At 62.8% G+C, this 26,668-nt stretch carries 25 protein-coding genes and 1 tRNA gene; 13 read left to right on the top strand and 13 right to left on the bottom strand.

Annotated features, from left to right (window positions below):
• Nucleotides 1–134 precede the first annotated feature (134 nt).
• Complete coding sequence (locus tag NKH97_RS21140) at nucleotides 135–1,028, top strand: sugar phosphate isomerase/epimerase family protein (protein ID WP_023811055.1); 894 nt, start codon at nucleotides 135–137, stop codon at nucleotides 1,026–1,028.
• A gap of 381 nt (nucleotides 1,029–1,409) precedes the next feature.
• Nucleotides 1,410–1,763 carry a cupin domain-containing protein gene (locus NKH97_RS21135; RefSeq protein WP_127266678.1) on the top strand — a complete coding sequence of 118 codons (354 nt, stop codon included), beginning with the start codon at nucleotides 1,410–1,412 and terminating at the stop codon, nucleotides 1,761–1,763.
• 172 nt (nucleotides 1,764–1,935) lie between these two features.
• On the opposite strand, the gene NKH97_RS21130 is transcribed toward NKH97_RS21135, so the two are convergent.
• From NKH97_RS21130 to NKH97_RS21120, 3 genes are all read right to left on the bottom strand, one after another.
• The gene (locus tag NKH97_RS21130) at nucleotides 1,936–2,496 is read right to left on the bottom strand and encodes a cytochrome b (protein WP_352798715.1); all 561 of its coding nucleotides are present in this window, start codon (nucleotides 2,494–2,496) and stop codon (nucleotides 1,936–1,938) included.
• Between the two features lie 110 nt (nucleotides 2,497–2,606).
• Nucleotides 2,607–2,683, bottom strand: a tRNA-Arg gene (locus tag NKH97_RS21125).
• 83 nt (nucleotides 2,684–2,766) lie between these two features.
• Nucleotides 2,767–3,930 carry a M20 aminoacylase family protein gene (locus NKH97_RS21120; RefSeq protein ID WP_352723216.1) on the bottom strand — a complete coding sequence of 388 codons (1,164 nt, stop codon included), beginning with the start codon at nucleotides 3,928–3,930 and terminating at the stop codon, nucleotides 2,767–2,769.
• A 211-nt stretch (nucleotides 3,931–4,141) separates the two neighbouring features.
• Between NKH97_RS21120 and NKH97_RS21115 the strand changes: the two genes are divergently transcribed.
• On the top strand, nucleotides 4,142–5,305 hold the full coding sequence (locus tag NKH97_RS21115; protein ID WP_352723214.1) for a D-alanyl-D-alanine carboxypeptidase family protein: 1,164 nt from the start codon (nucleotides 4,142–4,144) through the stop codon (nucleotides 5,303–5,305).
• 3 nt (nucleotides 5,306–5,308) lie between these two features.
• Nucleotides 5,309–6,424 (top strand): CobW family GTP-binding protein, encoded by a 1,116-nt coding sequence (locus NKH97_RS21110; protein WP_352798714.1) that lies wholly within the window; start codon nucleotides 5,309–5,311, stop codon nucleotides 6,422–6,424.
• Nucleotides 6,425–6,427: 3 nt separating this feature from the next.
• On the opposite strand, the gene NKH97_RS21105 is transcribed toward NKH97_RS21110, so the two are convergent.
• From NKH97_RS21105 to NKH97_RS21085, 5 genes are all read right to left on the bottom strand, one after another.
• Nucleotides 6,428–6,670: a sulfurtransferase TusA family protein gene (locus NKH97_RS21105; RefSeq protein WP_023811061.1), complete on the bottom strand. Its 243-nt coding sequence runs from the start codon at nucleotides 6,668–6,670 to the stop codon at nucleotides 6,428–6,430.
• Nucleotides 6,671–6,678: 8 nt separating this feature from the next.
• On the bottom strand, nucleotides 6,679–7,977 hold the full coding sequence (locus NKH97_RS21100; protein ID WP_127295953.1) for a L,D-transpeptidase family protein: 1,299 nt from the start codon (nucleotides 7,975–7,977) through the stop codon (nucleotides 6,679–6,681).
• A gap of 217 nt (nucleotides 7,978–8,194) precedes the next feature.
• Nucleotides 8,195–9,145 (bottom strand): acetyl-CoA carboxylase carboxyltransferase subunit alpha, encoded by a 951-nt coding sequence (locus NKH97_RS21095; protein WP_023811063.1) that lies wholly within the window; start codon nucleotides 9,143–9,145, stop codon nucleotides 8,195–8,197.
• A gap of 99 nt (nucleotides 9,146–9,244) precedes the next feature.
• Nucleotides 9,245–10,162, bottom strand: a complete 918-nt coding sequence (locus tag NKH97_RS21090; protein ID WP_352723211.1) for a site-specific tyrosine recombinase XerD — start codon at nucleotides 10,160–10,162, stop codon at nucleotides 9,245–9,247.
• 16 nt (nucleotides 10,163–10,178) lie between these two features.
• Nucleotides 10,179–10,331: a hypothetical protein gene (locus NKH97_RS21085; protein WP_013529356.1), complete on the bottom strand. Its 153-nt coding sequence runs from the start codon at nucleotides 10,329–10,331 to the stop codon at nucleotides 10,179–10,181.
• A 210-nt stretch (nucleotides 10,332–10,541) separates the two neighbouring features.
• Between NKH97_RS21085 and NKH97_RS21080 the strand changes: the two genes are divergently transcribed.
• Genes NKH97_RS21080 through NKH97_RS21070 form a run of 3 tightly spaced genes read left to right on the top strand, consistent with a single transcriptional unit; the run spans nucleotide 10,542 to nucleotide 13,185 of the window.
• Entirely contained in the window at nucleotides 10,542–11,153 is a 612-nt protein-coding gene (locus NKH97_RS21080) for a shikimate kinase (protein WP_023811065.1), read from the top strand.
• Nucleotides 11,150–12,292, top strand: a complete 1,143-nt coding sequence (gene aroB, locus NKH97_RS21075; RefSeq protein ID WP_352798713.1) for a 3-dehydroquinate synthase — start codon at nucleotides 11,150–11,152, stop codon at nucleotides 12,290–12,292. The genes NKH97_RS21080 and aroB overlap by 4 nt, the downstream gene beginning before the upstream one ends.
• A complete protein-coding gene (locus tag NKH97_RS21070; RefSeq protein WP_352798712.1) occupies nucleotides 12,289–13,185 on the top strand; it encodes an HlyC/CorC family transporter in 897 nt (298 codons plus the stop codon). Before aroB ends, NKH97_RS21070 begins: the two co-directional genes overlap by 4 nt.
• A gap of 24 nt (nucleotides 13,186–13,209) precedes the next feature.
• Here NKH97_RS21070 and NKH97_RS21065 read toward each other — a convergent pair whose 3' ends face one another.
• Genes NKH97_RS21065 through NKH97_RS21055 form a run of 3 tightly spaced genes read right to left on the bottom strand, consistent with a single transcriptional unit; the run spans nucleotide 13,210 to nucleotide 18,038 of the window.
• Complete coding sequence (locus tag NKH97_RS21065) at nucleotides 13,210–14,751, bottom strand: SpoVR family protein (protein WP_352798711.1); 1,542 nt, start codon at nucleotides 14,749–14,751, stop codon at nucleotides 13,210–13,212.
• 9 nt (nucleotides 14,752–14,760) lie between these two features.
• Nucleotides 14,761–16,071, bottom strand: a complete 1,311-nt coding sequence (locus NKH97_RS21060) for a YeaH/YhbH family protein (protein ID WP_352441756.1) — start codon at nucleotides 16,069–16,071, stop codon at nucleotides 14,761–14,763.
• 17 nt (nucleotides 16,072–16,088) lie between these two features.
• Nucleotides 16,089–18,038: a PrkA family serine protein kinase gene (locus NKH97_RS21055; RefSeq protein ID WP_013529362.1), complete on the bottom strand. Its 1,950-nt coding sequence runs from the start codon at nucleotides 18,036–18,038 to the stop codon at nucleotides 16,089–16,091.
• A 241-nt stretch (nucleotides 18,039–18,279) separates the two neighbouring features.
• On the opposite strand from NKH97_RS21055, the gene NKH97_RS21050 reads away from it, so the two are divergent.
• A complete protein-coding gene (locus NKH97_RS21050; protein ID WP_352798710.1) occupies nucleotides 18,280–19,086 on the top strand; it encodes an alpha/beta hydrolase in 807 nt (268 codons plus the stop codon).
• Nucleotides 19,087–19,186: 100 nt separating this feature from the next.
• Nucleotides 19,187–20,740: an acetolactate synthase large subunit gene (locus NKH97_RS21045; RefSeq protein WP_352798709.1), complete on the top strand. Its 1,554-nt coding sequence runs from the start codon at nucleotides 19,187–19,189 to the stop codon at nucleotides 20,738–20,740.
• Nucleotides 20,741–20,770: 30 nt separating this feature from the next.
• Here NKH97_RS21045 and NKH97_RS21040 read toward each other — a convergent pair whose 3' ends face one another.
• Nucleotides 20,771–21,073, bottom strand: coding sequence for a BolA family protein (locus tag NKH97_RS21040; RefSeq protein ID WP_027038090.1), 303 nt, complete (start codon nucleotides 21,071–21,073; stop codon nucleotides 20,771–20,773).
• Between the two features lie 181 nt (nucleotides 21,074–21,254).
• On the opposite strand from NKH97_RS21040, the gene NKH97_RS21035 reads away from it, so the two are divergent.
• From NKH97_RS21035 to NKH97_RS21020, 4 genes are all read left to right on the top strand, one after another.
• Nucleotides 21,255–21,884 (top strand): J domain-containing protein, encoded by a 630-nt coding sequence (locus NKH97_RS21035; RefSeq protein WP_032909134.1) that lies wholly within the window; start codon nucleotides 21,255–21,257, stop codon nucleotides 21,882–21,884.
• 123 nt (nucleotides 21,885–22,007) lie between these two features.
• Nucleotides 22,008–22,994 (top strand): cobaltochelatase subunit CobS, encoded by a 987-nt coding sequence (gene cobS, locus NKH97_RS21030; RefSeq protein ID WP_023811073.1) that lies wholly within the window; start codon nucleotides 22,008–22,010, stop codon nucleotides 22,992–22,994.
• Between the two features lie 11 nt (nucleotides 22,995–23,005).
• Nucleotides 23,006–24,907, top strand: a complete 1,902-nt coding sequence (gene cobT / locus NKH97_RS21025) for a cobaltochelatase subunit CobT (RefSeq protein WP_352441752.1) — start codon at nucleotides 23,006–23,008, stop codon at nucleotides 24,905–24,907.
• Nucleotides 24,904–25,965 (top strand): esterase-like activity of phytase family protein, encoded by a 1,062-nt coding sequence (locus NKH97_RS21020; protein WP_352798708.1) that lies wholly within the window; start codon nucleotides 24,904–24,906, stop codon nucleotides 25,963–25,965. The genes cobT and NKH97_RS21020 overlap by 4 nt, the downstream gene beginning before the upstream one ends.
• Here NKH97_RS21020 and NKH97_RS21015 read toward each other — a convergent pair.
• Nucleotides 25,940–26,611, bottom strand: a complete 672-nt coding sequence (locus tag NKH97_RS21015) for a spermidine synthase family protein (protein WP_352441750.1) — start codon at nucleotides 26,609–26,611, stop codon at nucleotides 25,940–25,942. The two genes, NKH97_RS21020 and NKH97_RS21015, sit on opposite strands and share 26 nt — an antisense overlap.
• Between the last annotated feature and the right edge of the window lie 57 nt (nucleotides 26,612–26,668).

Below are 26,668 nucleotides of genomic sequence, written 5' to 3'. Positions count from 1 at the left end.
CCTTTTTTTTTCCATCCCTCCCCCCGTGCTCTGCTATCGTTTGTCGTGGGGGGGGGGTTGAGTTGATTATATCCCTCGGGCGCGGGGGGGCGGGTCCCCCCCGCCCCCACCTCTTGTCAGCACCGGAGACGATGATGTCGCGTATTGGAATCCATTCTTTCGTCTGGTCGGCGAGCTCGGCTCAGGCAGATCTCGAGCGCACGCTGACCAACACCAGGGAGGCCGGCTTCGACCTCATCGAATTCTCCTATCTCGACCCCGCCAATGTCGACATCGGCGGGCTTGCCAGGCGCATCGCCGATCTTGGCCTCGGCGTGGCGATCAGCATCGGATTGCCTGTTGATGGCGACATTTCGAGCGCCGACAAGGCGATTGCCGCGCGCGGCGTCGAAATCCTCAACGACACCATCGCGCTGACGCGCGATCTCGGCGGCCGGAAGGTCGCCGGCATTCTCTCCACCAGCCACGGATTGCAGGTCGAGGCGCCGACGCGCGATCAATGGCAGCGCAGTGCCGGCACGCTGGCCAAGGTTGCCGAGACAGCCAAGGCGGCCGGCGTCACGCTCAACCTCGAGATCGTCAACCGCTTCGAAAGCAATCTGCTCAACACCGCCGCGCAAGGGCTGGCCTTCATCGAGGACACCGGCTCGGACAACATCTTCCTGCATCTCGACACCTTCCACATGAACATCGAGGAGGCCGATGTCGGGCTGGCCATCCGTCATGCCGCCGATAAGATCGGCTATGTCCATATCGGCGAGAGCCATCGCGGTTTCCTCGGCACCGGCAATATCGATTTCGCCGCGATCTTCGATGCGCTGACGGCCATCGGCTACAGCGACGACCTCAGCTTCGAATCCTTCTCTTCGGAAATCGTCGATGAGAACCTGTCGAAGAAGACCGCGATCTGGCGCAATCTCTGGACGGACAACATGGCGCTGGCCAAGCACGCGCGTGCTTTCATCGGTCTGGGAATGGAGACGGCAAGGCGCAAGGCGGAACTCGTCTCGGCGCGCCACAAACCCTGACCCGCCCGTCGAGAGTCGAAGGACGCGGCGTGCGCCGCAGGGCAGGGTTCCGAACTCAGATTAACAGAGGCCTCGTGGCAGCCAGTGCTGGCAGCTTTTGCGCCGCCAGTTTTTACGATAGGAATTTTTTCTTGACTCGGTGACCTCAGCTATGGTACATTTTTGCCCATGGTGCTGATTTGCGCCAGTGACCCGCCGCACGGCGGGTTTTTGTTTGATGCACCGTCAGCCAACCTGCCGGCGAAAGGCGCCGAGGGAACTCGTTAACCCAAGTTCCTTGCCCTGCGCCGTATGGCGCCGGCATTGCTCGCGGCAGGTGCATCGGTTATCTGACCGGCCAGGCAAACAACGCCACGCAATCCACCAAACGGAGCCCAGCACATGACACGCGAGACAATCCTCAAATTCGGCACCGTCGAACACGCGGACGCCGGCGACCTAGCTGGCTGGATCGTGGTCGAGGGCAAGCCGACCATGCAAACCGCCGTCCAGCACACGACCGAGGACGGCAAGGTGTTGTCGGGCACCTGGCGCGCGACGCCCGGCACCTATCACGCCACCTATACCGACTACGAGTTCGTGCACATGATCGCCGGCCGCATCATCATCACGCCGGACGGCGGTACGCCGGTCGAAGTCGGCCCCGGCGACGCCTTCGTGGTGGAAGCCGATTTCAAGGGAACCTGGAAGATCATCGAGCCGGTGACGAAGCATTTTGTCGTCAGGGTTGGCTGAGGCGGATCGGCGACCCCGCGTGCGGAAAACGGTGCGGTTGCTGTCACGGCAGGACCGTATCACTGCCGCATCCCGGAGCAGGCGCGGCACGCCTGAACCTTGGCGTGTTCGTCGCTCTTGTCGCGTAGGCTAGGCGGCATGAGCAGCCGTCCTCATCCGCAAGCGGCATTTTCTATTCCCGCGATGCGGTGTTCGACCGGCTGAAGAACATGCTTCGCATGACGCCATCGCGCAGCAGCACGAAATGCACCAGGGCAGCCAGGATGTGAACACCGGCAAGTCCAAGCAATACCCAGACCAGCTTTGCATGGATGAGTGCGAATCCCCTTGCCGAAAGCGCGCTGACGGACGGCGCCAACGGCACAGGCAAGTTTCCGAAAAGCCGCGCGGGAGGCATGAAAGGCATTGGTCGGTAGCCCAGCCATCCCGTTATCAGGACGGCGAGAATCGCAACGTAGAGAAACATATGGAAGAAAGCCGTCGCAAACCGCATGGGCTCTGAGGCTTGCCTGACAGGGGCGCGGGTAAAGATGCGCCAGCAAAGTCTGAGGACGATGACGGCAAGGATCGTCACGCCGATCGACATGTGAAGCGGAAGCCAGTTCATCGTCGCCATACCCGGCCCGTCCATCGGCCCAAAGGCAATGGCGATTTGCGCCGCGAGCGCGATCACGGTGAGCCAATGCAACAGACGAATGCCGAAATGCCAGCGCAGGCGAGGGTTCCCCTTCACATCCGAAGCCCGACTCTTGTCAAATGCAAGAAGGAGGGCGTGATGGTTTCATCCGCTCCAGCGGCCAATTCGCAAAGAAGTATGGCGGCTCACCAAGTCTTTGAAAAGCGTGGTGATCCCGACAGGAATCGAACCTGTGACCTACAGATTAGGAATCTGCCGCTCTATCCTACTGAGCTACGGGACCACGCGGCCAGACACATAGCCGCTTCGGATCGTTTCGCCAAGAGGCCGGCCGAAGGCAATTCGGCCGACTTTGCGCTGCCGTCGTCAGGCGGCCAGCGCGGTTTCCGCCAGTTTCACCCAGTAGCTCATGCCGTGCGGGATGACCTCGTCGTTGAAGTCGTAGGCCGGGTTGTGGAGACCGGCGGTGTCGCCATTGCCGATGAAGATGAAGGCGCCGGGGCGGGCTTCGAGCATGTAGGAGAAATCCTCGCCGCCCATCACGGGCTGGATGCCGCGGTGGACATGGGCGTCGCCGGCGACACTCATCGCGACATCACCGGCAAACACCGTCTCTTCCGCGTGGTTGAAGGTCACGGGGTAATTTGCCTGGTAGTCGACCTCGATCTTTGCCCCGAACGCGGTCGCCAGCCCGTCGCAGATGCTGCGGATGCGCTCTTCGGACTTCTTGGCGATCTCCTTGCGCAAGGTGCGCACGGTGCCGGCTATTTCAGCGGTTTCGGGGATGATGTTGTAGGCGTCACCGGCGTGGAACTTGGTCACCGACACGACCACGGCCTCGACCGGATCGGTGCTGCGCGAGGCGATCGTCTGCAAGGCGCCGACCAGTTGGCTGGTGATGACGATCGGGTCGATCGTGCCGTGCGGCATCGCCGCGTGGCCGCCCTTGCCGCGCACGGTGATGGTGAACTCGGCGGTCGCCGCCATGATCGGACCCGGGCGAATGGCGAACTGCCCGACAGGCAGGCCCGGCATGTTGTGCATGCCGAACACCCTGGAGATGTCGAAACGCTCCATCATGCCGTCCTTGACCATCTCGTTGCCGCCGCCGCCGCCCTCTTCGGCCGGCTGGAAGATCACCGCCACGGAGCCGGTGAAGTTGCGCGTCTCGGCGAGATATTTGGCCGCGCCCAGCAGCATTGCCGTGTGGCCGTCATGGCCGCAGGCATGCATCTTGCCGGGGATGGTCGAGGCGTAGGGCTTGCCCGATATCTCGTTGAGCGGCAGCGCGTCCATGTCGGCGCGCAGGCCGATGGTCGGGCCTTCGCCCTGGCGGCCGCGGATGACGCCGACGACGCCGGTCTTGCCGAGCCCGGTGACCACATCGTCACAGCCGAAAGCCTTCAGCTTCTCGGTGACGAAGGCGGCGGTCTTGAAGACGTCGAAGTTCAGTTCTGGCGTCTGGTGCAGATGCTGGCGCCAGCCGGCAACTTCGTCCTGCATTTCGGCGGCACGGTTCAGGATTGGCATGATGGTTCCATCTCGCTGTTGGGACAGCGGCGTTGGCCGCTGCCTTGCAATTGTGATCGCCAGGCACTTTGCCATCTTGGCGTCACATAGAGTAAATAGCACCGCAACAATGGGTCCGGTTTTTGAGGGTCGGACCATATGCTGGCGATCGCGTAACGAAATCTTACGGAGCCAGGGGCGACTACGGCAAGAGGCGATTTCGGATTTGATCATGCGGTACAGGCATTTCCTCAAACTATTCTCGGCTGGCACAATCGCGCTGTCGGTCCTGGCCGGGCCGGCGCTGGCCAATCCGGTGGTCGTGTTCGACCTCGGCAGCGGCAAGATCCTGCAACATCAGGACGCGTTCAAGCGCTGGTATCCGGCGTCGCTGAGCAAGCTGATGACCGCTTATGTCACCTTTCGGGCGATCGCCGCCGGCGAGGTTCAGCTTGATTCGCCGATCAAGGTGACCAAGCACTCCGCCGGGGAGCCGCCAAGCAAGATGGGCTTCAAGCCGGGCTCGGTGATGCGGCTCGACAACGCACTGAAGATGATGCTGGTCAAATCGGCCAACGACATCGCCATGGCGGTGGGCGAAAATGTCGGCGGTTCGCAGGCGGCCTTTGCCGACCGGATGAACGCCGAGGCGACCCGGCTCGGCATGAACGGCACGCATTTCGTCAATCCGAATGGGCTTTTTTCGCCGGATCAGTACACGACGGCGCGCGACCTCGCCGTGCTGGTGATGGCGATCCGCCGCGAATTTCCGCAATATGCGCCGTGGTTCTCGATCGAGGGTCTTGCCGTCGGCAAGAAGGCGATCCCCAACTACAATCTCTTGATCGGCCGCTATCCCGGCGCCGATGGCATGAAGACCGGCTTTGTCTGCCCTTCCGGCTTCAACATGATCGGTTCGGCGACCCGCAACGGGCGCACGCTGGTCGCGGTGGTGCTTGGCGAGAAATCGGCCGTCACACGTGCCGAGACCGCCGCGAGATTGCTCGATCAAGGTTTTGACGCGCCGGCCGCCGGCTCGGCCACCGTCACCACGCTGGCGCCCTATGGCGACACTGTCTCGCCCAACGACATGCAGGACGAGGTCTGCAAGAAGAAGGCGCCTGCGGAGCAGTCCGAGGCGCCGCCGGTTGCCGCCAAGAACGTGCCGAAATCGCCCTATCAGGAAAAGCTCGACCATGTACCGACGCTGATTGCCGTCGGCCTTGGCGGCGCCACCGGTCCGGCGCCGAAGGCCATCCTCGACCAGGGCGGCCAGGAATATGCCGATGTGCCGATCCCGAGCTGGCGGCCCGACAGGCCGGCACCGGCCGGCACCGGTCCGAAGATTGCCGGCTCCGCCGCACAGGGCGACCAGCCGGCCAAGGTCGCGAACTAGCCAATGGCGAGCGGCTTCCCGATCCCCGTCTCGGTGCTGACCGGTTTCCTCGGCGCCGGCAAGACGACGCTGCTCAACCGGCTGCTCAAGGATCCGGCGCTGGCCGATACGGCGGTGATCATCAACGAGTTCGGCGAGGTGGCGATCGACCATCTGCTGGTTGAGCAGTCTTCCGACGGCATCATCCAGCTGTCGGACGGCTGCCTGTGCTGCACGGTGCGCGGCGAACTGGTCGACACGCTGGCCGATCTGGTCGACCGGCTGCAGACCGGCCGCATCGCCCGTCTGGCCCGCGTCATCGTCGAAACCACCGGCCTTGCCGACCCGGCGCCGGTGCTGCAGTCGATCATGGCGCATCCGGCGCTGATCCAGGCCTTCCGGCTCGACGGCGTCATCACTCTGGTCGATGCCGTCAACGGCAACGCCACGCTCGACGCCCATGTCGAGGCGGTGAAGCAGGCTGCCGTCGCCGATCGCATCGTGCTCAGCAAAGCCGATCTGGTCGCCGATCCCAATGAGTTGGAAATGCTTCGGGCGCGCCTGCGGCAGATCAATCCGGGCGCCGAACTGCTCGATGCCGGCGACACGGAGACAGGCGTGGCGGCGCTGTTCGACTGCGGCCTTTACAACCCGGCAACCAAATCCGCCGATGTGCGGCGCTGGCTGGGCGAGGAAGCGGCGCGCGATCACGACCACCACCATCATGATGGGCATGATCATGCACATGGCCATGACTACGGTCATCGCCACGATCAGCGCGTGCGTTCCTATTCGCTGGTGCATGACGGCCCGGTGCCGTTTTCGGCGATCGAGATGTTCCTCGACCTGCTGCGCTCGACCCATGGCGAGCGCCTGCTGCGCATGAAAGGCGTTATCGAGTTGCAGGAGGACCCGTTGCGACCGCTGGTGATCCATGGCGTGCAGAAGATTCTGCATCCGCCGGTGCAATTGCCGTCCTGGCCGGATGGCCAACGCGGCACGCGGCTGGTGCTGATCACGCTCGATATGCCCGAAGATTATATTCGCAGGCTGTTCGCCGCCTTCACCAACCGGCCGTCGATCGACACGCCCGACCGCGCCGCGCTGGAAAACAACCCGCTGGCGATTGCCGGGCGTTGAACTCTACGATTGCTGTTCGCCGCGCTCGATCAGAAAGCGATGGCCGCCGGAGACCGCCGCCGTTTCAATCAACTGGTGGCCGCTCTCCGAACAGAATGCCGGAATGTCGATGACGGCGAGCGGGTCCGTGGTTTCGAGCCACAGCCGGCTGCCCGGTTGCATCCCGGCCAAGCGCTTCTTGGCCTTGAGCACGGGCAAGGGGCAGTTCAGCCCCTTGAGGTCATAAATAGCGGCGCGATCATCCACGGGCGAAATCAACCGCCGAACATGCCGAGCAGCTTGTTCTTCAGCTTCGTCACGCGGCTCTCGTCGGCACTCGCCGCTTGCGTCTCAGCCATCGGTGCCGCTTCCGAAGGGGCCGCGATGGTCGCGGTGGCGACAGGGGCTTCCTTGGCGGCCTTTTCGGCCTCCTTTTCGGCCAGAGCCTGAGCCTTGGCGGCTTCCTTGGCTTGCTTGGCCGCCTCTATGGCGGCCAGCCTCTGCTCCTCGGCCTTCTGCTTGGCCGCCTTTTCGGCGTCGAGGGCCGCCATCTTGCGGCCAGCGGGCGAATCGATGCGGCCCATGCGTGCCGTCTCGGTGACCGAGCCGTCATTGTTGAGCGACGGCGGATCGATCGGCACGCGTTCGCCGCGTGCGCGGCGCTTGGACCAGTCGGAGACGATGCTGGCTTCCTTGATACCGGCGATGGTCGGCTTGGGCGCCGGCACGCTGGCCTTGACCGCGCCGCTGAATGCCGCGTCGTAGGTGCTCATGTAGGAATTGTAGGCGCTCTTCAGCGAATCAGGCTGCGTCGTCGCCGGGCAAGCGCCGGTCGGGTCGAATGTCTGACCGTCGGCGGCAACCTGGTTGAAGACATAACGCTTCTCGCAGACATCGACCTTCGGCGGCACCTTGGTGATCTCGAAATTGTCGTAGCCGACCTTCAGCATCTTCCAGAAGTCGTAATTGGGGTCGTTGCGGTAGCGCGCCATGTTGGCGGCAGTCATGCGGAACGGAAACGCCTGGATCTGGAACTCGGTCTGGCCGCCCTGGAAAGCATCGCGGCCGAAGGCATAGATCTGCTCGATCTGCGCATCGGTCATCGAATAGCAGCCCGACGACGAACAGGCGCCGTGCACCATCAAATTGGAGCCGGTACGGCCATTGGCGCGGTCATAGGCGTTGGGATAGCCGATGTTGAAGGACAAATGGTAGTTCGAGCGCGGATTCATCTGCGCCGGGCGCACCGTGTAGAAGCCTTCCGGCGCCTGGCGGTCGCCTTCTGTGTATTTCGGCCCGAGCTTGCCCGACCATTTGCAGATGTCGTAGCTGGCGACCATGTCGTAGCGGCCGTTGGTCTTGGCCTTCCAGATCTCGAGCTTGCCTTCTTCCTTGAAGATACGAGCCATCACCGACGAGGTGCGGACCATGCCCTTGGCTCTCATGTCGGCGAGGATCTTGTCGGGCAGCGGCTTGTTGGCCTCCGGCGCGAAATCCTTCATCGACGAATTGTTGCAGCCGGCAACGCCGAGGGCGGCGATCAGGATTCCGGTGCGGGCAAGCTTGATAAACATGGCTGCGGATATCGTCTTTTCTCTGGCGCCAGGACGTTTCCTGCCCCGGCTGCTGCACTGCGCATCGACGGACCCTAAGCCCGTTAACCCTAACAAATTCCTTACCGCAAGTGCCGACGCATCCCCCTGCGGCAGTCTCATTGAGCCGAATGCAGCGGCATTTTTGTGGCAAAAATGCTCCGCTCCGCCACATTGTGGCCGCCAAGGCTGCATGCGGTCAGAGACTGCGGCCCATGGCCAGGTATTTTTCGCGGCGCTGCTCGCGGAAATCGGTGTTGGCGCCGGCAAAGTCCTTCATCGTCCTGGCGATGAGGTCTCCGGTCGCGCCGATCACGGTTTCGGCGCCGCGATGCGCGCCGCCGAGCGGCTCGGGGATAATGGCGTCGATGATCTTCAGCTCCAGAAGGTCCTGCGCGGTGATCTTCATGTTGGTTGCCGCATCCTTCGATCGCGTCGTGTCGCGCCACAGGATAGAGGCGGCGCCTTCCGGCGAAATCACCGAATAGATGGCGTGTTCGAGCATGTAGACGCGGTTGGCGGTGGCGATGGCAATGGCTCCGCCCGAACCACCTTCGCCGATAACCACCGAGATCGACGGTACTTTCAGGCCGAGGCAGGTCGAGGTTGAACGGGCGATAGCCTCCGCCTGGCCGCGCTCTTCAGCGTTGACACCGGGATAGGCGCCAGCCGTGTCGACCAGCGTCAGCAGCGGGATCTTGAAGCGGTCGGCCAGTTCCATCAGCCGTACCGCCTTGCGGTAGCCCTCCGGGCGAACCGATCCGAAATTGTGCTTCAGGCGGCTGGCTGTGTCGGAACCTTTTTCCTGGCCGATGATGGCAATGGGTTCGCCGCGGAAACGGGCGAAACCGCCGACGATCGCCTGGTCCTCACCGAAATTGCGGTCGCCGGCCAGCGGCGTGAAATCGGTGAACAGGCCCTTGATATAGTCGACGCAATGCGGCCTGTCGGGATGGCGCGCCACCTGCACCTTCTGCCACGGCGTCAGCGCCTTGTAGGCGTCGCGCAGCGCGTCGCGGGAGCGCTTCTCGAGACGGCTGATCTCGTCGCCGACATCGACCGCCTCGCCGTTCTCGGCAAGCTTCTTCAGCTCGAGGATCTTGCCCTCGAGGTCCTGCACCGGCTTTTCGAAATCGAGGTAGTTGTACATGCGTGAGCGGACCGATACGTCGGAAGGCAATGGCTGACGGAACCCTTGAATCCAAGGCTCCGGGCGGTGAAATGTCGTCCTCACATAGCGATATGAGGCCTAGTCGGCAAGCGGATGATGATCGTTGACCAGCCGCACCAGCCGCTCTTCCAGCACATGGGTGTAAATCTGTGTCGTCGATATGTCGGCATGGCCAAGCAATTGCTGCACGACCCTGAGATCGGCGCCGTTCTGCAGGAGATGGCTGGCGAAAGCATGGCGCAGTACATGCGGCGAGATCTTCGCCGAGGCGATGCCGGCCCTTGCCGCCAGCCCCTTCAGGTCACGCGCGAAGACCTGGCGCGAGAGATAGCCGCTGTCGGAGGCGGCCGGAAACAGGAACGGACTGTCGGCAAAGGCGGGCACCCTGGCGCGGGCGGCAAGCCAGGTCTTCATCGCCGTGCGCGCCTTGGCGGAGAGCGGCACCATGCGCTCCTTGTCGCCCTTGCCGCGCACCATGAAGAAACGGTCGTCGCGCTGCGCCACCGTCACCGGCAGGCCGACCAGCTCCGAAACGCGCAGGCCGGTGGCGTAAAGCACCTCGACCAGCGCATGCAGGCGCAGTGACGCCAGACTGTCCCCATCGCCCGACGAGACACCGCCGGCCTCAAGCGCCGCACGGTCGATCAGCCGGCCGGTGTCGGCCTCGCTCATCGTCTTGGGCAGCGGGCGGCCCTTTCTCGGACTGTCCAGCGTGCCGGTCGGGTCATCGCCGCGCAGGCCTTCGGCGTAGAGGAATTTGAAGAACTGGCGGATCGCCGACAGTTTGCGCGCCTGCGAGGTGGCTGCAAAGCCGCGGGCGGCAATGTCGTCGAGATAGGCGCGGATATCGGCGGCGGCGGCACCGGCCAGCCCGCCATCGATCGCGCCAGAAGCGTCCTCGAGGTCGCGGCGGTAGGAGGAAAGCGTGTTTTCGGCCGCGCCCCGCTCGGCGCTCATCATTTCCAGAAAGGCTTCGATGCGGGCGGCGCTGTTCATTCAATTTTCTTCGGGTTCAGCTTTTCTTGGGGTTCAGCTTTTCCGGAGGGATGCGCACGCTCATTTCCCCCTTCTTTGGCTCGACGAACATCACCAGGGCGAACATCGTACCATAGGCAATGCCAGCCAGAATCGCTGTTACCACGACAAAGCGAAACAGTGTCGGCATCAATTTTCGCCCGTCTTCTTGTTCTGCGTTTCCAAACCCTGTCCCCTTATGGGACGCCAATCCGGCCAATTCAAGGAAGAAGCTGGGGCCTGTTAGCAACTTCTCATGCAGACCCTGCCGGTCCATATCGGGTTCAAGGCACTTGCCACGCTTGACGCAAACGGGCTTTTCATGTCGATACGCCGGCAAAGAGGGCCTTCGAACAATCCAATGAACGCGCTGCCAGCAAATCCTCCAGACGAGACCCACGCCGCGTTGCTTGGCCGGCTGGGCAGCCGTTCCGTCGTCTTCGTCGGACTGATGGGCGCTGGCAAGACGGCGATCGGCCGCAAGGTGGCAACGATGCTGGCGCTGCCCTTCATCGACAGCGACCAGGAGATCGAAAGCGTCTCGCGCATGACCGTTCCGGAGCTGTTCGAGCGCTATGGCGAGACCGAATTCCGGGCGCTGGAGCAGCGCGTCATCCTGCGCGTGCTGGAAAACGGCCCGCAGGTGCTGTCGACCGGCGGCGGCGCCTTCATGAATGCGCAGACGCGCGAGGCGATTGCAGCGCAGGGCGTGTCGGTATGGCTGAAGGCCGAGCTCGATCTTCTGATGGACCGCGTCTCCAAGAAGCAGAACCGGCCATTGTTGAAAAGTGCCGATCCGCGCGCCGTGCTGGAGCGGCTGATGGGCGAGCGCTATCCGGTCTACGCGACATCGGACGTCACCGTGCCGACCCGCGACGACCGCAAGGAAGTCATCGCGACCGAGGTGGTGGACGCGCTGTGCCGGCATTTCGGCATCGATGAGACGACGGCCGCGGGCGAGGTGGAATCGTGAGCATCGATGCACCCGTTGTCGTCGAAGTCGGCCTTGGCGATCGGACCTATGACATTCTGATCGGCTCGGGGCTGTTGGCCCGCGCGGGCGCCGAGATATCGGGCCGCCTGCCGGGCACACGCGCCGCGGTCATCACCGATGCCAATGTCGCGGCAGCGCATCTCGATGCGCTCAAGGCCGGGCTCGACACGGGTGGCATCCAGCCCGCCATCATCACGCTGCCGCCCGGCGAGAAGACCAAGAGTTTTGCTCATCTCGAAGAGGTGGTCGACGGTGTGCTGGCTGCGAAACTGGAGCGCGGCGACATCGTCATCGCCTTCGGCGGCGGCGTTATTGGCGACCTTGCCGGCTTTGCCGCCGGCATCGTGCGGCGCGGCATGAATTTCGTGCAGATCCCGACCTCGCTGCTGGCGCAGGTCGATTCCTCGGTCGGCGGGAAGACCGGCATCAACAGCCCACGCGGCAAGAACCTCGTCGGCGTCTTCCATCAGCCGAAACTGGTGCTGGCCGACACCGGAGTGCTCGACACGCTGCCGATCAGGGAATTCCGCGCCGGCTATGCCGAACTCGCCAAATACGGGCTCATTGACCGGCCGGAATTTTTCGCCTGGCTGGAAAAGAATTGGGTCCAGGTTTTTGCCGGCGGGCCGGAGAGGGCGCAGGCTATTGCCGAAGCCTGCCGCGCCAAGGCCGATGTGGTTGCGCGCGACGAATTCGAGACCGGCGACCGCGCGTTGCTCAATCTCGGCCACACATTCGGCCACGCGCTGGAAGCCGCCACCCAATATGACGGAAGCCGCCTCGTCCATGGCGAAGGCGTCGCAATCGGCATGGCGCTGGCCTACCGGTTCTCGTCACGGCTCAATCTGGCCAGCCCCGACGATGCCGCGCGCGTCGAGTCGCATCTGCGCGCCGTCGGCCTGCCTTGGCGGATAGCCGACATCCCGGGCGAATTGCCTGACGCCGAGGCTCTGCTTGCCTTCATCACCCAGGACAAGAAGGTGTCACGCGGCGCGCTGACCTTCATCCTGACGCGCGGCATCGGCCGGGCTTTCATTGCCAAAGATGTTCCGGCATCGGAAGTGCTGTCGTTTCTGACAGAAAGCCATCCTGACCAGCAGAAGATGCGGCCGAGATGACCAACGAGCCCGGCTGGATCGTCGTCGCCGTCCTTGCCATCCTCATCGTGCTGCTCGTTGCCGTGCGCACGCGCCTGCTTGCCATGCTCGGATACGAGCTTTCGCGCATCGAGCCGCAGCGTTCCAGCCAGGACGAATTGCGCGGTGCGGTCGACGATTTCCGCCGCGACGGCCAGGTGGTGCGCGAGGATCGCGACCGCGTCGGCGGGCTGTTCGATCTCGCCGAGCTGGAAGTCTCCGACGTCATGGTCCACCGCACCAACATGCGCTCGGTCAATGCGGACAATGCGCCGGAAGCGGTGGTGCGCGAGATTTTGCAAAGCCCGCACACCCGCATGCCGCTGTGGAAAGGCTCGCTCGACAACATCGTCGGCGTGCTGCATGCAAAGGATCTGCTGCGCGCCTTGAACGAAGTCGGCAACGATTTCTCCCGGATCGACGTGATGAAGATCGCCTCGAAACCCTGGTTCGTGCCCGACACCACGACCTTGCAGGAACAGCTCAACGCCTTCCTTCGCCGCAAGGCGCATTTCGCCGTCGTGGTCGACGAATATGGCGAGGTCGAAGGGCTGGTGACGCTGGAGGACATTATCGAGGAGATCGTCGGCGAGATCGCCGACGAGCATGATGTCGACATACAGGGCGTCAAGCAGGAGGCCGACGGCTCCGTCGTCGTCGACGGTACGGTGCCCATCCGTGACCTCAACCGGGCTCTCGACTGGAACCTGCCGGATGAGGAGGCCACCACCATTGCCGGCCTCGTCATCCACGAGACGCAATCGATCCCCGAGGAGAAGCAGGCTTTTACGTTCCACGGCAAGCGCTTCGTCGTCATGAAACGCGACAAGAACCGGATCGCAAGGCTGAGGATCAGGCCAGCCGGCGACACCTGATACGCGCAGGGAGGCCGGGGCACGTCATCCGGCGATCTGGCTGGTCGAGCGTTCGTGGATCGTCGCGCCGGTCTCGGCATCTATGGCCGCCAAGCTGACTTCATAGCCCCAAAGCCTGCGAATGTGACGAAGCGTGGCGTCGCGGCTGGCATCCTCGAGAAGGATGCCGTCATTGACCTTGTGCTGCAGCCGCAAATGGCGGTCGCCGAGCAGATCGACATCCACCACCTGAATGTCCGGCCGGTTCGCGCCGAGATCGTAACTGTTGGCGAGCGCGTCGCGTATCTTGCGGTAGCCGCGCTCGTCGTGGATCGAGGTGACCTGACAATGAGGTTGGTCGGCAGCGTCGCCGAGCACAAAAAACCGCCATTTCCGGATCAAGGCCGGACTGAGGTACTGGCGGATGAAGGATTCGTCGCGATGATCGGCCCATGCGTCAAGCAGGACCTCGCGCCAGTTGCCCTGGCCGGCGATGTCGGGAAACCAATCGCGGTCCTCGGCCGTGGGTTTGGTCGAGATGCGCTGAATGTCCTGCATCATGTCGAGGCCGAGAGCATAGGGGTTGATGCCTGAAAAGCGCGGATCGTCGAAGGCCGGCTGGAAGATCACGTTGGAATGATTGCGCAGGATTTCGAGCATGGCGCCTTCGCTGATCTGGCCGCGGTCGAACAGCATGTTCATCAGCGTATAGTGCACGAAAGTGGCACAGCCCTCGTTCATCACCTGTGTTTGCCGTTGCGGGTAAAAATATTGCGCGATGACGCGGACGATCCTGATGATCTCACGCTGCCAGGGCTCCAGGACCGGGCTGTTCTTTTCCAGGAAATAGAGCAGGTTTTCCTCAGGAAGGTTTAGCGATTTCTTCCGCTCCGGGTCCTGGCCCTTTTCGTTGGTCGCTTGCTGGGAAGGCGGCAGCGTACGCCACAAGTCGTTGTAGGAGCGCTCCTCGTATTCGAGACGCTCGCGAATTCCTTCGCGTTGCCGTTCCGACGACAGCCTCGGCGGCCGGTGATAGCGAAACACGCCCTGATCCATCAGCGCGTGAGCGGAATCGAGAACAGCCTCGACGGCGGCGAGGCCGTGCCGCTCCTCGCAACGGACTATGTAGCCCTTGGCGAAGTCCAGGTAGCCGAGGATCGCACCCGCATCCGTCCACTGTTTGAACAGCTGATTGTTCTTGAAGAAATGATTGTGCCCGAGCGCTGCATGGGCCGTCACCAAGGCCTGCAGGGCCATGGTGTTTTCCTCCATCAGATAGACGATGCAGGGATTGGAATTGATGACCAGTTCATAGGCAAGCCCTCGCCCGCCTTTGCGATAGAGCAGATCCTGGTGGAGGAAATGTTTGCCGAAAGACCAGTGACGGTACATCAATGGCATGCCGATGGACGAATAGGCGTCGAGCATTTGTTGCGACGAGATGATCTCCATCTGAACGGGATAGGTGTCCAGATGAAGCTCTTCGACCGCAAGTGCCTCGATCGCGTCATAGGCCCGCGACAATGTTTTGAAATCCCAGTCTGACCCTGAGAAAAGCAGACTGGATTTGCTCGCTTGTCTGGCCATCGGGAACCCTCACGCTCTCTTGAGGGAGGCCGGCTGCCTGCCGAAGAGCTGGCGAAAGACCGGGTAGATATCGGCGGGTGTGGCGATGCGGCTCATCTGGAAGTTCGGCCACTTCTGGTCGATGGCGTTATAGGCACGCCACAGCGACGTCCCGTTTTCGGTCGAGCCGAAAATATGGGCTTCACGCTCGTCGATGATCTCGACATAGGCAAAATATTGGCACAGCCGCATGAGTTCGCCGTTGAGCAGCGAAATGCATCGCTCTGAATCGCCGGCGAAATTGTCGCCGTCCGAGGCCTGGGCGGCATAGATGTTCCAGTCGTGGGCCGGGTAGCGGCTGGCGATAATACGGTGCATTTCCTCCAGCGCGGTGGAAACGACGGTGCCGCCGCTTTGGGTGTTGTAGAAAAATGTCTCCTCGTCGACCTCCTGAGCCAGGTGCGTGTGGCGGATGAAGACAATCTCGATGCGGTCGTAGCGTCGTTTCAAGAACAGGTGCAGCAGCACGAAGAAACGCTTGGCCAGATCCTTCTCGCGCTCGCCCATGGACCCGGACACGTCCATCAGACAGAACATGACGGCATTGGCGTTCGGCACCGGCCGGGAATCGAAGCGGTTGAAGCGGATGTCGACCGGATCGACATAGGCAATCCGGCGGCGGCGTCGTTCCAGCCGGTCAAGCTCTTCGCGCAATGCCGCGATACGCTGGCGCGCGTCGACGCTGGATGGCGCCGACTCGAGCGAGGCGATTTCCTCGAGGAGGACATCCAGTTCGACCTGCTTGGGGCGCCTCAGCGCAATGCGGCGGCCGTGGCTGTTGCGCATCGTGCGGCCGACATTGATGTTGGTCGGCGAACCGGTGGCGGCGAAGCCGGCTCTGCGCGGCTTGAAGGCAAGGATCTCCTTGAGGTTGAGCTTGACCATGTCCGGGAGCTCGAGATCCTCGAAGAACAGATCGAGCACTTCCTCGCGCGACAGTACGAAACGAAAGTCGTCCTCTGATGCCTTGTTTCCCGGGGACGATGCTCCCCCGCCGCCTCCGCCGGGCTTGGGGATCAGGTCTCCGGCGGAGAAATGCCTGTTGCCCGGCAAGATGTGCTGACGCCTGCCGGTGTCGCCGGCGTTGTTGAAGCTCGGCTCGCTTGTGCCTCTTTCGGGCATGCGCACGGCGTGCTCGGAATCCGCGTCGGCAATCCTGCCGGTGCGGATCTGGTCGCGTATGCTCCGCTTCAATTCCTCGCGCGCGCGTCGGAGGAAGCGCTGGCGATTGCCGAGACTCTTGTCTTTCGGGTTCAGGCGGCGGTCGATGAAGATCGGCATGGAACCATCCGGGTTCTCTAACCCGCCCTGTTCACCCGCATGTACCAGTCCACAAGGCGACGAACCTGCCGCTCGGTGTAGCCGCGCTCGACCATCCGCTGCACGAATTCATTGTGCCGCTTTTCCGTGACGCTGTCCTGCTTGGAGCCGAAACTGATCACCGGCAGGAGGTCCTCGACCTGGCCGAACATGCGTTTCTCGATGACTTCCCGCAGCTTTTCGTAACTTGTCCACGCCGGGTTGCGGCCATGGTTTCTTGCACGGGCGCGCAGCGTGAATTTCACCACCTCGTTGCGGAAGTCCTTGGGATTGGCGATGCCGGCCGGTTTTTCGACCTGTGAAAGCTCGTTGTCCAAAACCTCGCGGTTCAGGATCTGGCCGGTGTCAGGATCCTTGTAGTCCTGGTCTTCGATCCAGGCGTCGGCGTAGGCGATGTAGCGGTCGAAAAGGTTCTGGCCGTACTCGCTGTACGATTCCAGATAGGCTTTCTGAATCTCATGGCCGATGAATTCGGCATACCGCGCGGCCAGCTCGGACTTGATGAACTCCAGATAGGCGGCTTCCGTCTCCTTCGGAAACTGTTCGCGCTTGATTGCCTCCTCCAGGATGTACATGAGATGCACGGGGTCGGCGGCCACCTCTTCGGTGTCATAGTTGAAGGTCTGCGACAGGATCTTGAAGGCAAAGCGCGTGCTGACGCCGGCCATGCCCTCGTCGACGCCCGCGGCGTCCCGATATTCCTGAACCGACTTGGCCTTGGGGTCGACTTCCTTGAGGTTCTCGCCATCATAGGCGCGCATCTTGGTGTAGAGCGGCGAATTGTCGTGCTCGGCCAAGCGGGTCGAGACGGTAAACCGGCTGAGGATGTCCAGCACCTCTGGAGCGCAGGGACTGGCGGCCAATTCGCTCTCCCGCAGCAGTTTCTCGTAGATCTGCCGCTCTTCGGTTATCCGCAGGCAATACGGCACCTTGACCACGAGGATGCGATCGAGAAAAGCCTCATTGTTCTTGTTGTTCTTGAACTGCAGCCATTCCGACTCGTTGGAATGAGCCACGATGATCCCCTGATAGGGAAAGGCGCCGAAATTTTCGGTGCCGTTGTAGCTGCCTTCCTGGGTGGCGGTCAGCAGCGGATGCAGGACCTTGATAGGCGCCTTGAACATTTCGACGAATTCAAGCAGGCCCTGGGTGGTCCGGTTCAGTCCGCCACTATAGGAATAGGCGTCCGGATCGGATTGGCTGAAATTTTCCAATTGCCGGATATCTACCTTGCCAACCAGGGCCGAAACGTCCTGATTGTTCTCGTCGCCGGGCTCGGTCTTGGCGATGCCGATCTGGCGCAGTCGCGAAGGCATCAGCTTGACGACGCTGAACTTGGAAATGTCGCCGGAGAGTTCATCGAGGCGCTTGGCCGCCCATGGCGAAATGAGCCCATTCAACCGGCGTCGGGCAATGCCGTATTTATCCTCCAGCAGGTCGCCCATGCGATCGGGATGGAAAAGGCCCAGCGGCGATTCGAAAACCGGGCTGACCTGGTTGCCGACCTTCAGCGTGTAGATCGGGCGCTGCTCCATCAACTTCTTCAGCCGCTCGGCAAGGGACGATTTGCCGCCGCCCACGGGGCCGAGCAAATAGAGGATTTGCTTGCGCTCCTCGAGCCCCTGCGACGCATAGCGAAAATAGCCGGCGATGCGCTCGATTGTGTCCTCCATGCCATAAAAATCGGCAAAGGAGGGGTACACTTTCAGGGTCCGGTTGGAGAAAATGCGGCCGAGCCGCTCATCCTTGCTGGTGTCGACCAGGTTCGGCTCGCCGATCGCTTCGACCATCCGTTCAGGCGCCGAGGCATACATCGACTTGTCCTCGCGGCAGGCAAGGAGATACTGCTGGATGCTGATCTCTTCCTGCGCCGCGTTGGTGTAAATTTCCGAAAACAGATCGAAGACGTCAGACTGGTTCTCTCGCATGATGCTTTTGCCCTCGGAGCCGCTGTGGCTTCCATTCGGCTCACCTCGCATTCAACTGTCGGGGGGTACCGTTTGTTCCCTTCATGTGAAGAGGTGGCTACGATCATAAGGATTTGAGGCCACTCCGGGATCAAGGCGCTCGGTGCGGAGCGGTATTCAGCGCGGGTAGCGGGTGTGTGGCGAATCCCTGACTGGACGGCTGGGGCCGCCGCGTGCAGTCTTGCCTCGTCAGGAGACAGTGATGATCGATCGACGAAGCCTGATGATGGCCTCGGTGGCGGCGATGCTGCCGTTGGAAGCATCGGCCGCGTCGGAAACACGCCGACCCACGCCAAAAACCTTAGACTACGGGCCGGCCAAGCTCGACATCTATGCGCCCGATGGTGCAATGGGCCTGCCGGTCGTGTTTTTCGTTCATGGCGGCACCTGGCAGTTTGGCAAACGCAGTCAGGTCGACGCCAAACCGGCCTTCCTGCTCGCCAACGGCTTCTGCTTCGTCTCCATCGATTACCGCATGTTGCCGCAGGCCGATGTCGCCACCCAGGCCGGTGACGTCGAAAAGGCCTACGCCTACATCAGGGCCAACATCGCCCGACATGGCGGCGATCCCAACCGCATCGTCGGCATGGGCCATTCGGCCGGCTGCCATCTGATTGCGCTGACCGGCATGCGCGGCGGGTTGCCCGGCATAGCTGCGCTCATTCTCGACGATACCAGGGCCTATGATCTTGCAGCACTTGCCAAGAAGGGCGGCATGGTGCGGGCCTATGCCCGCGTCTTTTCCGATCCCGCGCAATGGGCGGCACTGTCGCCGGCCAGCCATGTCGACGGCCGCAGGCACCCGCCGACTTTCATTGCCTATTCGCGCGCCCCTGGCCGCGGCGAGGACTCCAAGGCCTTTGCCGAGCGCCTGCGCGCGACGGGCACCAAGGTTACGCTGTTCGACGGCAGCGCCTACACGCATATGTCGATCAATCGGGATTTCGGCGAGGATGGCGACGCGCTGACCGCGGCCGCGCTGGCATTCCTGAAATCGACGGTTGGCTGATCTTTACGGCACTGGATCAGATCAAAAGTGGCGGCGGGACATTGCTGTGCGGGCGCGCCCGGGTGCAAGTGCTCTTCGATCGTGAGCGGGAGGGAATTGCATGAACGGCGCCGATGTCCTGTGTGACGTGCTTCTGGCCAATGATGTGACAGTCTGCTTCGCCAATCCCGGCACCTCCGAAATGCACTTCGTTGCAGCACTTGACCGCAAGCCGAAAATGCGTTGCGTGCTCGGGTTGTTCGAGGGGGTGGTGACCGGGGCCGCCGATGGCTATGCGCGGATGACCGATCGGCCGGCCGCGACGCTGCTGCATACCGGTCCCGGCCTGGCCAACGGTCTCGCCAACATGCACAATGCCCGGCGTGCCTTCAGCCCGATGATCAACATCGTCGGCGACCACGCCTCTTACCATCTGCCGCTCGATGCCCCGCTCACCAGCGATATCGAAAGCCTTGCGGCGCCGATGTCTAACTGGGTCGGCCGCGTCAAGGGCCCGGCCGATATCGCGCCGGCAGCTGAAGCAGCCTTTCGCGCCTCGCTGACACCACCCGGCGTCGCGACGATGATCCTGCCGGCGGATGCCGCCTGGGGCGAAGTCGACGCGGTTTCGGTCGGCAAGGTGAAGCTGGTGCCAGCGCCGGCCGTCGATATGGACGCCGTGCGCAAGGTCGCCGCGGCGATCCGTGCCGCTCCGGGCCGGGCAGGCATGATCGTTCGCGGAAAGGCCGCACGCGCCGATGCGCTCGCCATCGCCGGGCAAATCTCGACGGGCAGCGACGTCCGGCTGTTCGGCGAGGTTCTGATCGCACGGATGCAACGCGGGCGCGGGCGTGTCGCGCCGGTCCGCATCCCCTATCCGGTCGACGCGGCGATGGCTGTGCTCAGGGATGTCGATGTTCTGATCCTGGTCGGCGCGAAGGAGCCGGTTGCCTTCTTCGCCTATCCGGGAAAACCGGGACGGCTCGTTCGGGAAGGCTGCGAGGTGCTGACACTGGCCGCCCATGGCGAAGATCTGCATGCGGCGCTGGAGGCGCTTCGCGACGAACTTGGCATCAAGCCGCCGAAACGACAGGTCGTCGCGGCCGCTTTTCCCGACGAGGCAACGCCGAGCGGCAAGCTGACGGAAGATGCGATCGCGCTGTCGGTGGCGCGCAAACTGCCGGCCGATGCGATCATTTGCGATGAAGCGGTCACCTCGGCCAGGCGTTTCTTCGCGCTGTCGGCCTTTGCAGCGCCGCACGACTACATGATGGGCACGGGCGGTTCGATCGGCGGCGGCATCCCGATGGCGACCGGGGCTGCAATCGCCTGTGCGGACCGCAAGGTGATCAATCTCGAAGCCGACGGCAGCGGCATGTACACGGTGCAGGGATTGTGGACGCAGGCGCGGGAAAAGCTCGACGTGGTGACGATCGTGTTTTCCAACCGAACCTATGCGATCCTGCATGGCGAGATGAAGAATGTCGGCGTCGGCGCCATCGGCGAGAACGCCAGGCGCATGCTCGACCTCGACTATCCCTCGCTCGACTGGGTGTCGCTGGCCAAAGGCATGGGCGTGGAGGCGGCCCGCGCCGAGACGTGCGAGCGCTTCGAGGCGCTGCTGGACAGCGCGCTGTCACGGCGTGGGCCGTTCCTCATCGAAGCGGTGCTCTGAGCGCGGCGAAAAACGATAGGCGGAACCGAGCTACCAGCGGGTCTTTTCGCCGGGAGCCGCCGGTTCGATCGCCAGCGCGTGCACGCCGGCCTGCAATTCGTCGGCAAGCAGTTCATTGACGGCGCGGTGACGGTCGATGCGGCTCATGCCGGCAAAGGCGGAAGCGACGACGCGGACGCGAAAATGCGTCTCGCCGGTGCCGTCGTAAGTGCCGTGGTGGTCGGAGCCGTGATGGTGGTGACCGGCATGGAGATGGCTCTCGTTGATGATGACCAGCCTGTCCGGCGAAAATGCCTTATTGAGCTTGTCTTCCATGGTCGCCTGTATGGACATCGCCATCTCCCTTCACCAAATATCGCTGGCGTCTCGGCCTGGAAACTGAAAATCGGTTTCGCGAGGGGCCGCCGCCGTGCAACAAAATCCGCCATTCGCCTGCTTTATGCCGCGATTCAGCGGTTAGGGCGATGATCGCGAAAATGTCAATTCTTGTTTCGCATCTGCGAACGCCCCATAAATGGGTAAGATGAAGCCGTACCCCAAATATTTCGAGAAGATTCGCGTCCGCCCCGACAAGGACGCGGAGCTGAAGTCGCACTCGCCGATCTGCCAGTGGGACGGCTGCAAGGAAGCGGGCACCCATCGTGCGCCGGTCGGGCGCATGAAGGAGGGCGAGTATTTCCACTTCTGCTTCGATCATGTGCGCGAGTACAACAAGGGCTTCAACTACTTTTCCGGCGTGCCGGACACCGAGGTCGCGCGCTTCCAGAAAGAAGCCATGACCGGGCACCGGCCGACCTGGAAGATGGGCGCCAACGGGGCCTCGACGCGGTCGTCGCCCGATATGGCCCAGATGCGTTCCGGCCGCGCCGGCTACTATAACCGCATGCGCGACCCGTTCGACCTGTTCAAGGGACCGAAGGATCCGCGCGAGGCGCGCGAGCGCAAGGCCAAGCCGCTTGAGGCCAAGGCGCTGGAAACGCTTGGCCTTGATACAAAGGCGACTGGCAAGGAGATCAAGGCGCGCTATAAGGAACTGGTGAAACAGCACCATCCGGATGCGAATGGTGGCGACAGAGGTTCGGAAGACCGGTTCCGCGACGTGCTGCAGGCCTATCGCGTGCTCAAACAGGCGGGCCTGTGCTGAGCGACCATACGGTTCGTGTCGTTTTCCAACTTTCATAAGGTTGGAAAAGGCTCTAAGACCGCCCCCGGACAAAATCGATTGCCGGCGAAATCAGACGTTTCGCCCGTGGAGACGTTGAGAGATATGAACAAGGTCGATCGTGACATCGCCAACCTGCCCGACACGACGGTGTCGGTGAAGGAGAAATTCGGCTTCGAGTCCAAGATGGTGGTGCCGGCCTATTCGGTGACATCGGAGCATGTGCCCGACATCGACCCGGACTACCTCTTCGACAAGAACACGACGATGGCGATCCTTGCGGGCTTTGCCTACAACCGCCGCGTCATGGTGTCGGGCTATCACGGCACCGGCAAGTCGACCCATATCGAACAGGTCGCCGCTCGCCTCAACTGGCCTTGCGTGCGCGTCAACCTCGACAGCCATGTCAGCCGTATCGATCTCGTCGGCAAGGACGCGATCGTGGTCAAGGACGGCCTGCAGATCACCGAATTCCGCGACGGCATCCTGCCCTGGGCCTACCAGCACAATGTCGCGCTGTGCTTCGACGAGTACGATGCCGGCCGTCCGGATGTGATGTTCGTCATCCAGCGCGTGCTGGAATCGTCGGGCCGGCTGACGCTGCTCGACCAGAGCCGGGTCATCCGCCCGCATCCGGCCTTCCGGTTGTTCTCGACCGCCAACACGGTCGGCCTCGGCGACACCACTGGCCTCTATCACGGCACCCAGCAGATCAACCAGGCGCAGATGGACCGCTGGTCGATCGTCACCACGCTGAACTATTTGCCGCACGACAACGAAGTCGCCATCGTGCTGGCCAAGGCCAAGCACTATCGCGACAGCAAGGGCAAGGACATCGTCAACAAGATGGTGCGCGTCGCCGACATGACGCGTTCGGCCTTCATCAACGGCGATCTGTCGACCGTGATGAGCCCGCGCACCGTGATCACCTGGGCCGAGAATGCCGAGATATTCGGCAATATCGGCATGGCGTTCCGGCTGACCTTCCTCAACAAGTGCGATGAACTGGAACGCTCGGTGGTGGCCGAGTTCTACCAGCGCGCCTTTGGCGAGGATCTGCCCGAGAGCGCCGCCAACGTGGTGCTGGGCTAAGCAGAGTCTCGATGGCGGGTCCGGGCGACAACACGCGCAACAAGTCGAAGACGGGTTCTGAAGCCGACAGCTTCAAGCGCGCCGTCACCGTCTGCATGCGCGCCATCGCCGGCGACAAGGAGCTGGAGGTCGGCTTCGCCAAGGACCGGCCGGCGCTCGCCGGCAGCCGTGCGCGTCTGCCAGAATTGCCGAAGAAGGCGTCGAAGACCGATATCGCGATCACCCGAGGCCTCGGCGATTCCATGGCGCTGAAGCGCGCCTGCCACGATGTGCGCATCCACACCAAGCTGGCGCCGGAAGGCAAGGCGGCCCGCGCCATCTATGACGCGGTCGAACAGGCTCGCGTCGAGGCGATAGGCTCACGCGCCATGCAGGGCGTCGCCGACAATATCGGCTCGATGCTGGAGGACAAATACGCCAAGGCCAACCTCGTCGACGTCAAGGACAAGGCCGACGCGCCGATCGAGGAAGCACTCGCCCTGATGGTGCGCGAGAAGCTCACCGGCCGTCCGATCCCGAAAAGCGGCGAGCGGCTGGTCGAACTCTGGCGCCCCTGGGTCGAGGAAAAGGCCAAGGCCGATCTCGACGGGTTGTCGGCCAAGCTCGGCGACCAGCAGGCGTTCGCCCGGGTCGTGCGCGAGATGCTCGCCTCCATGGAAATGGCCGAGGAGCTCGGCGACGACCAGGAGACGGAAGATTCCGAGGACAATGACGACAACCAGCCGCAAGGCGAGGAGCAGAGCGAGGAGGGCGGCGAAGAGGATTCCGGCTCCGAGCAGTCGCAGTCCGAGGACGCCGAAGCTTCGGCCGATGACGAACAGTCGGCCGAGACCGAAGCCTCCGACGCCACCGCGGACGACCTGTCCGACGACGACGACGCCGATGCCGAAACACCCGGCGAGGCGCGCCGCAACGACAATCCCTTCACCAATCTGCCGAAGGAGATCGACTACAAGGTCTTCACCACGGCTTTCGACGAGACGGTCGGCGCCGAGGAGCTGTGCGAAGAAGAAGAGCTCGACCGGCTGCGCGCCTTCCTCGACAAGCAGCTGGCCAATCTGTCCGGCGTCGTCGGGCGGTTGGCCAACCGGCTGCAGCGTCGCCTGATGGCACAACAGAACCGCTCCTGGGATTTCGACCTGGAAGAAGGTTACCTCGACCCGGCAAGGCTGGTGCGGGTCGTCATCGACCCGATGCAGCCGCTGTCGTTCAAGCAGGAGCGCGACACCAAATTCCGCGACACGGTGGTGACGCTGGTGCTCGACAATTCCGGCTCGATGCGCGGCCGGCCGATCACGGTCGCGGCAACCTGCGCCGACATATTGGCGCGCACGCTGGAGCGTTGCGGCGTCTCGGTCGAGATCCTCGGTTTCACCACGCGGGCCTGGAAGGGCGGGCAGGCGCGCGAGAAATGGCTGAAGGACGGCAAGCCGCCGAATCCTGGCCGGCTCAACGATCTGCGCCACATCATCTACAAGTCCGCCGACCATCCGTGGCGGCGGGCACGGCGCAATCTCGGCCTGATGATGCGCGAAGGCCTGCTCAAGGAAAATATCGACGGCGAGGCGCTGCTGTGGGCGCACAACCGGCTGATCGCCCGGCCCGAGCAGCGCAAGATCCTGATGATGATCTCGGACGGGGCGCCGGTCGACGATTCGACGCTGTCGGTCAATCCGGGCAATTATCTCGAGCGCCATCTGCGCGCCGTCATCGAGCTGATCGAGACGCGTTCGCCGGTGGAACTGCTGGCCATCGGCATCGGCCACGACGTCACGCGCTACTACCGCCGGGCTGTCACCATCGTCGATGCCGAGGAACTGGCCGGCGCCATGACCGAGCAGCTGGCTTCGCTGTTCGCCGAGGAAAGCGCGAAGGATACGCGACGCGGCGGTGGTATGCGGCGCGCCGGATGATTTTTTCGCGCGGCGTTCAACAGACGCTTTTCGCCGCGATCGCCCTGTTTTCCGGCGTGGCTTCGGCGGCAGCCGGTTCGGCTGATTCCACCTCGGTTGAACCGGTCGAGGTCTCGGCCCGCCCGATCACCGAATTCCATATTGGACATGCCGACAAGCAGTTCGGCCCGCTCGAATTCGTCGGCGGGCTGGAGATGACCTCGCCGACACGCGATTTCGGCGCGCTGTCGGCCTTCCGCTTCCTGAAAGCCGGCGGTGACTTCATCGGCGTTGCCGACACCGGCTTCTGGTTCTTCGGCACGGTGGTCCGCGACGCGGAAAAGCGACCCTCCGGCATCCAGAATTTCCGCATGCAGCAGATGGTCGACCAGACCGGCCGGCCGATCGACAGGAAATGGGAGGTCGATGCGGAAGGTCTCGCGGTCAAGGACGGCATCGCCACCGTCGGCTTCGAGCGCAGCCACCGCGTCGCCCAGTTCAAGATCGACTCCAACGACATGAAGGCACCCTTCAAGCCGCTGGATTTCGCCGTTCCGGCCCGCGAGCTGCGTCAGAATCGCGGCTTCGAGACCGTCACCCACGCCAATGCCAACGGCCAGCATGAGGGCGGCCTAGTCGTGGTCTCCGAGAAGAGCCTGGACAAGGCCGGCAACATCTATGCCGCCATCATCGAAGGACCGCACAAGGGCGTCTTTATCGTCAAGCGCAATGGCGATTTCGACATTACCGACGGGGCCTTCCTGCCGGATGGCGACCTATTGCTTCTGGAGCGCAGTTTCTCGATGGCCAGCGGCGTCAAGATGCGGCTGCGGCGCATCTATGGCGAAAGCGTCGAGAAGGGCGCGGTCGCCGACGGGCCGGTGCTGCTGGAGGCCGACATGGGCTACCAGATCGACAATATGGAAGGGCTCGACGTCTGGACCCGCGGCGACGGCGCGCTGATGGTGTCGCTGATCTCCGACGACAACCACTCGATCCTGCAGCGCAACCTCTATCTGGAATTCATTCTCCACCAGGATGAGCCCGCCGGCTTTACGTCCTGGTGGCGATCCAGATGACATGGCGGGCGCCACGCTTGCCGTTGGCGCGCGTACTGACCTCTTCGACCCCGAAGCCTGCCTGCTTCAGCCGCCGCGTGAAGCCGATGTCGGGGCCTTGCGACCACACTGCCAGCACGCCGCCGGGTTTCAGGGCGCTGCGTGCGGCTGCGAGGCCGTGCACGCTGTAAAGTGCGTCGTTGGATTTGTGGACGATGCCTTCCGGGCCGTTGTCGACATCGAGCAGAATGGCGTCCCAGGCCGCGGGCCGCGACCGGATCAACTGCCCGACATCGGTTTCCTGGATGGTGACGCGAGGATCGTCGAGACAGCCGTCAAAGATTTCGGCCATCGGGCCACGTGCCCAGGCGACGACGGCGGGCACCAGTTCGGCGACGACTATTCCGGCATCATTGGCCAATTCTGTGAGTGCGGCGCGCAAGGTAAAACCCATGCCAAGCCCACCGATCAGGATTGTGGGCCGGCTCTGGCCGGCAATCCGCTCGCAGGACAGTTTTGCCAGCGCTTCCTCGGAACCGCTGAGGCGGCTGTTCATCAGTTCGTTGGTGCCCAGCATGATCGAGAATTCGGTGCCGCGCCGCTTGAGGCGAAGTTCTTGTGCGCCATCCGGGATCTTGGCCGAATCGAGCTGGACCCACGGGATCATGATCTTTGTCCGACCATGATCTTTTCCGAAAACCGGGTCCCACTTTTCGGGATCATG

This window comes from Mesorhizobium sp. M0870, from assembly GCF_040319775.1.
In the GTDB taxonomy this organism is placed as follows: Bacteria; Pseudomonadota; Alphaproteobacteria; order Rhizobiales; family Rhizobiaceae; genus Mesorhizobium.
This window is presented reverse-complemented; position numbering and strand designations above follow the sequence as displayed.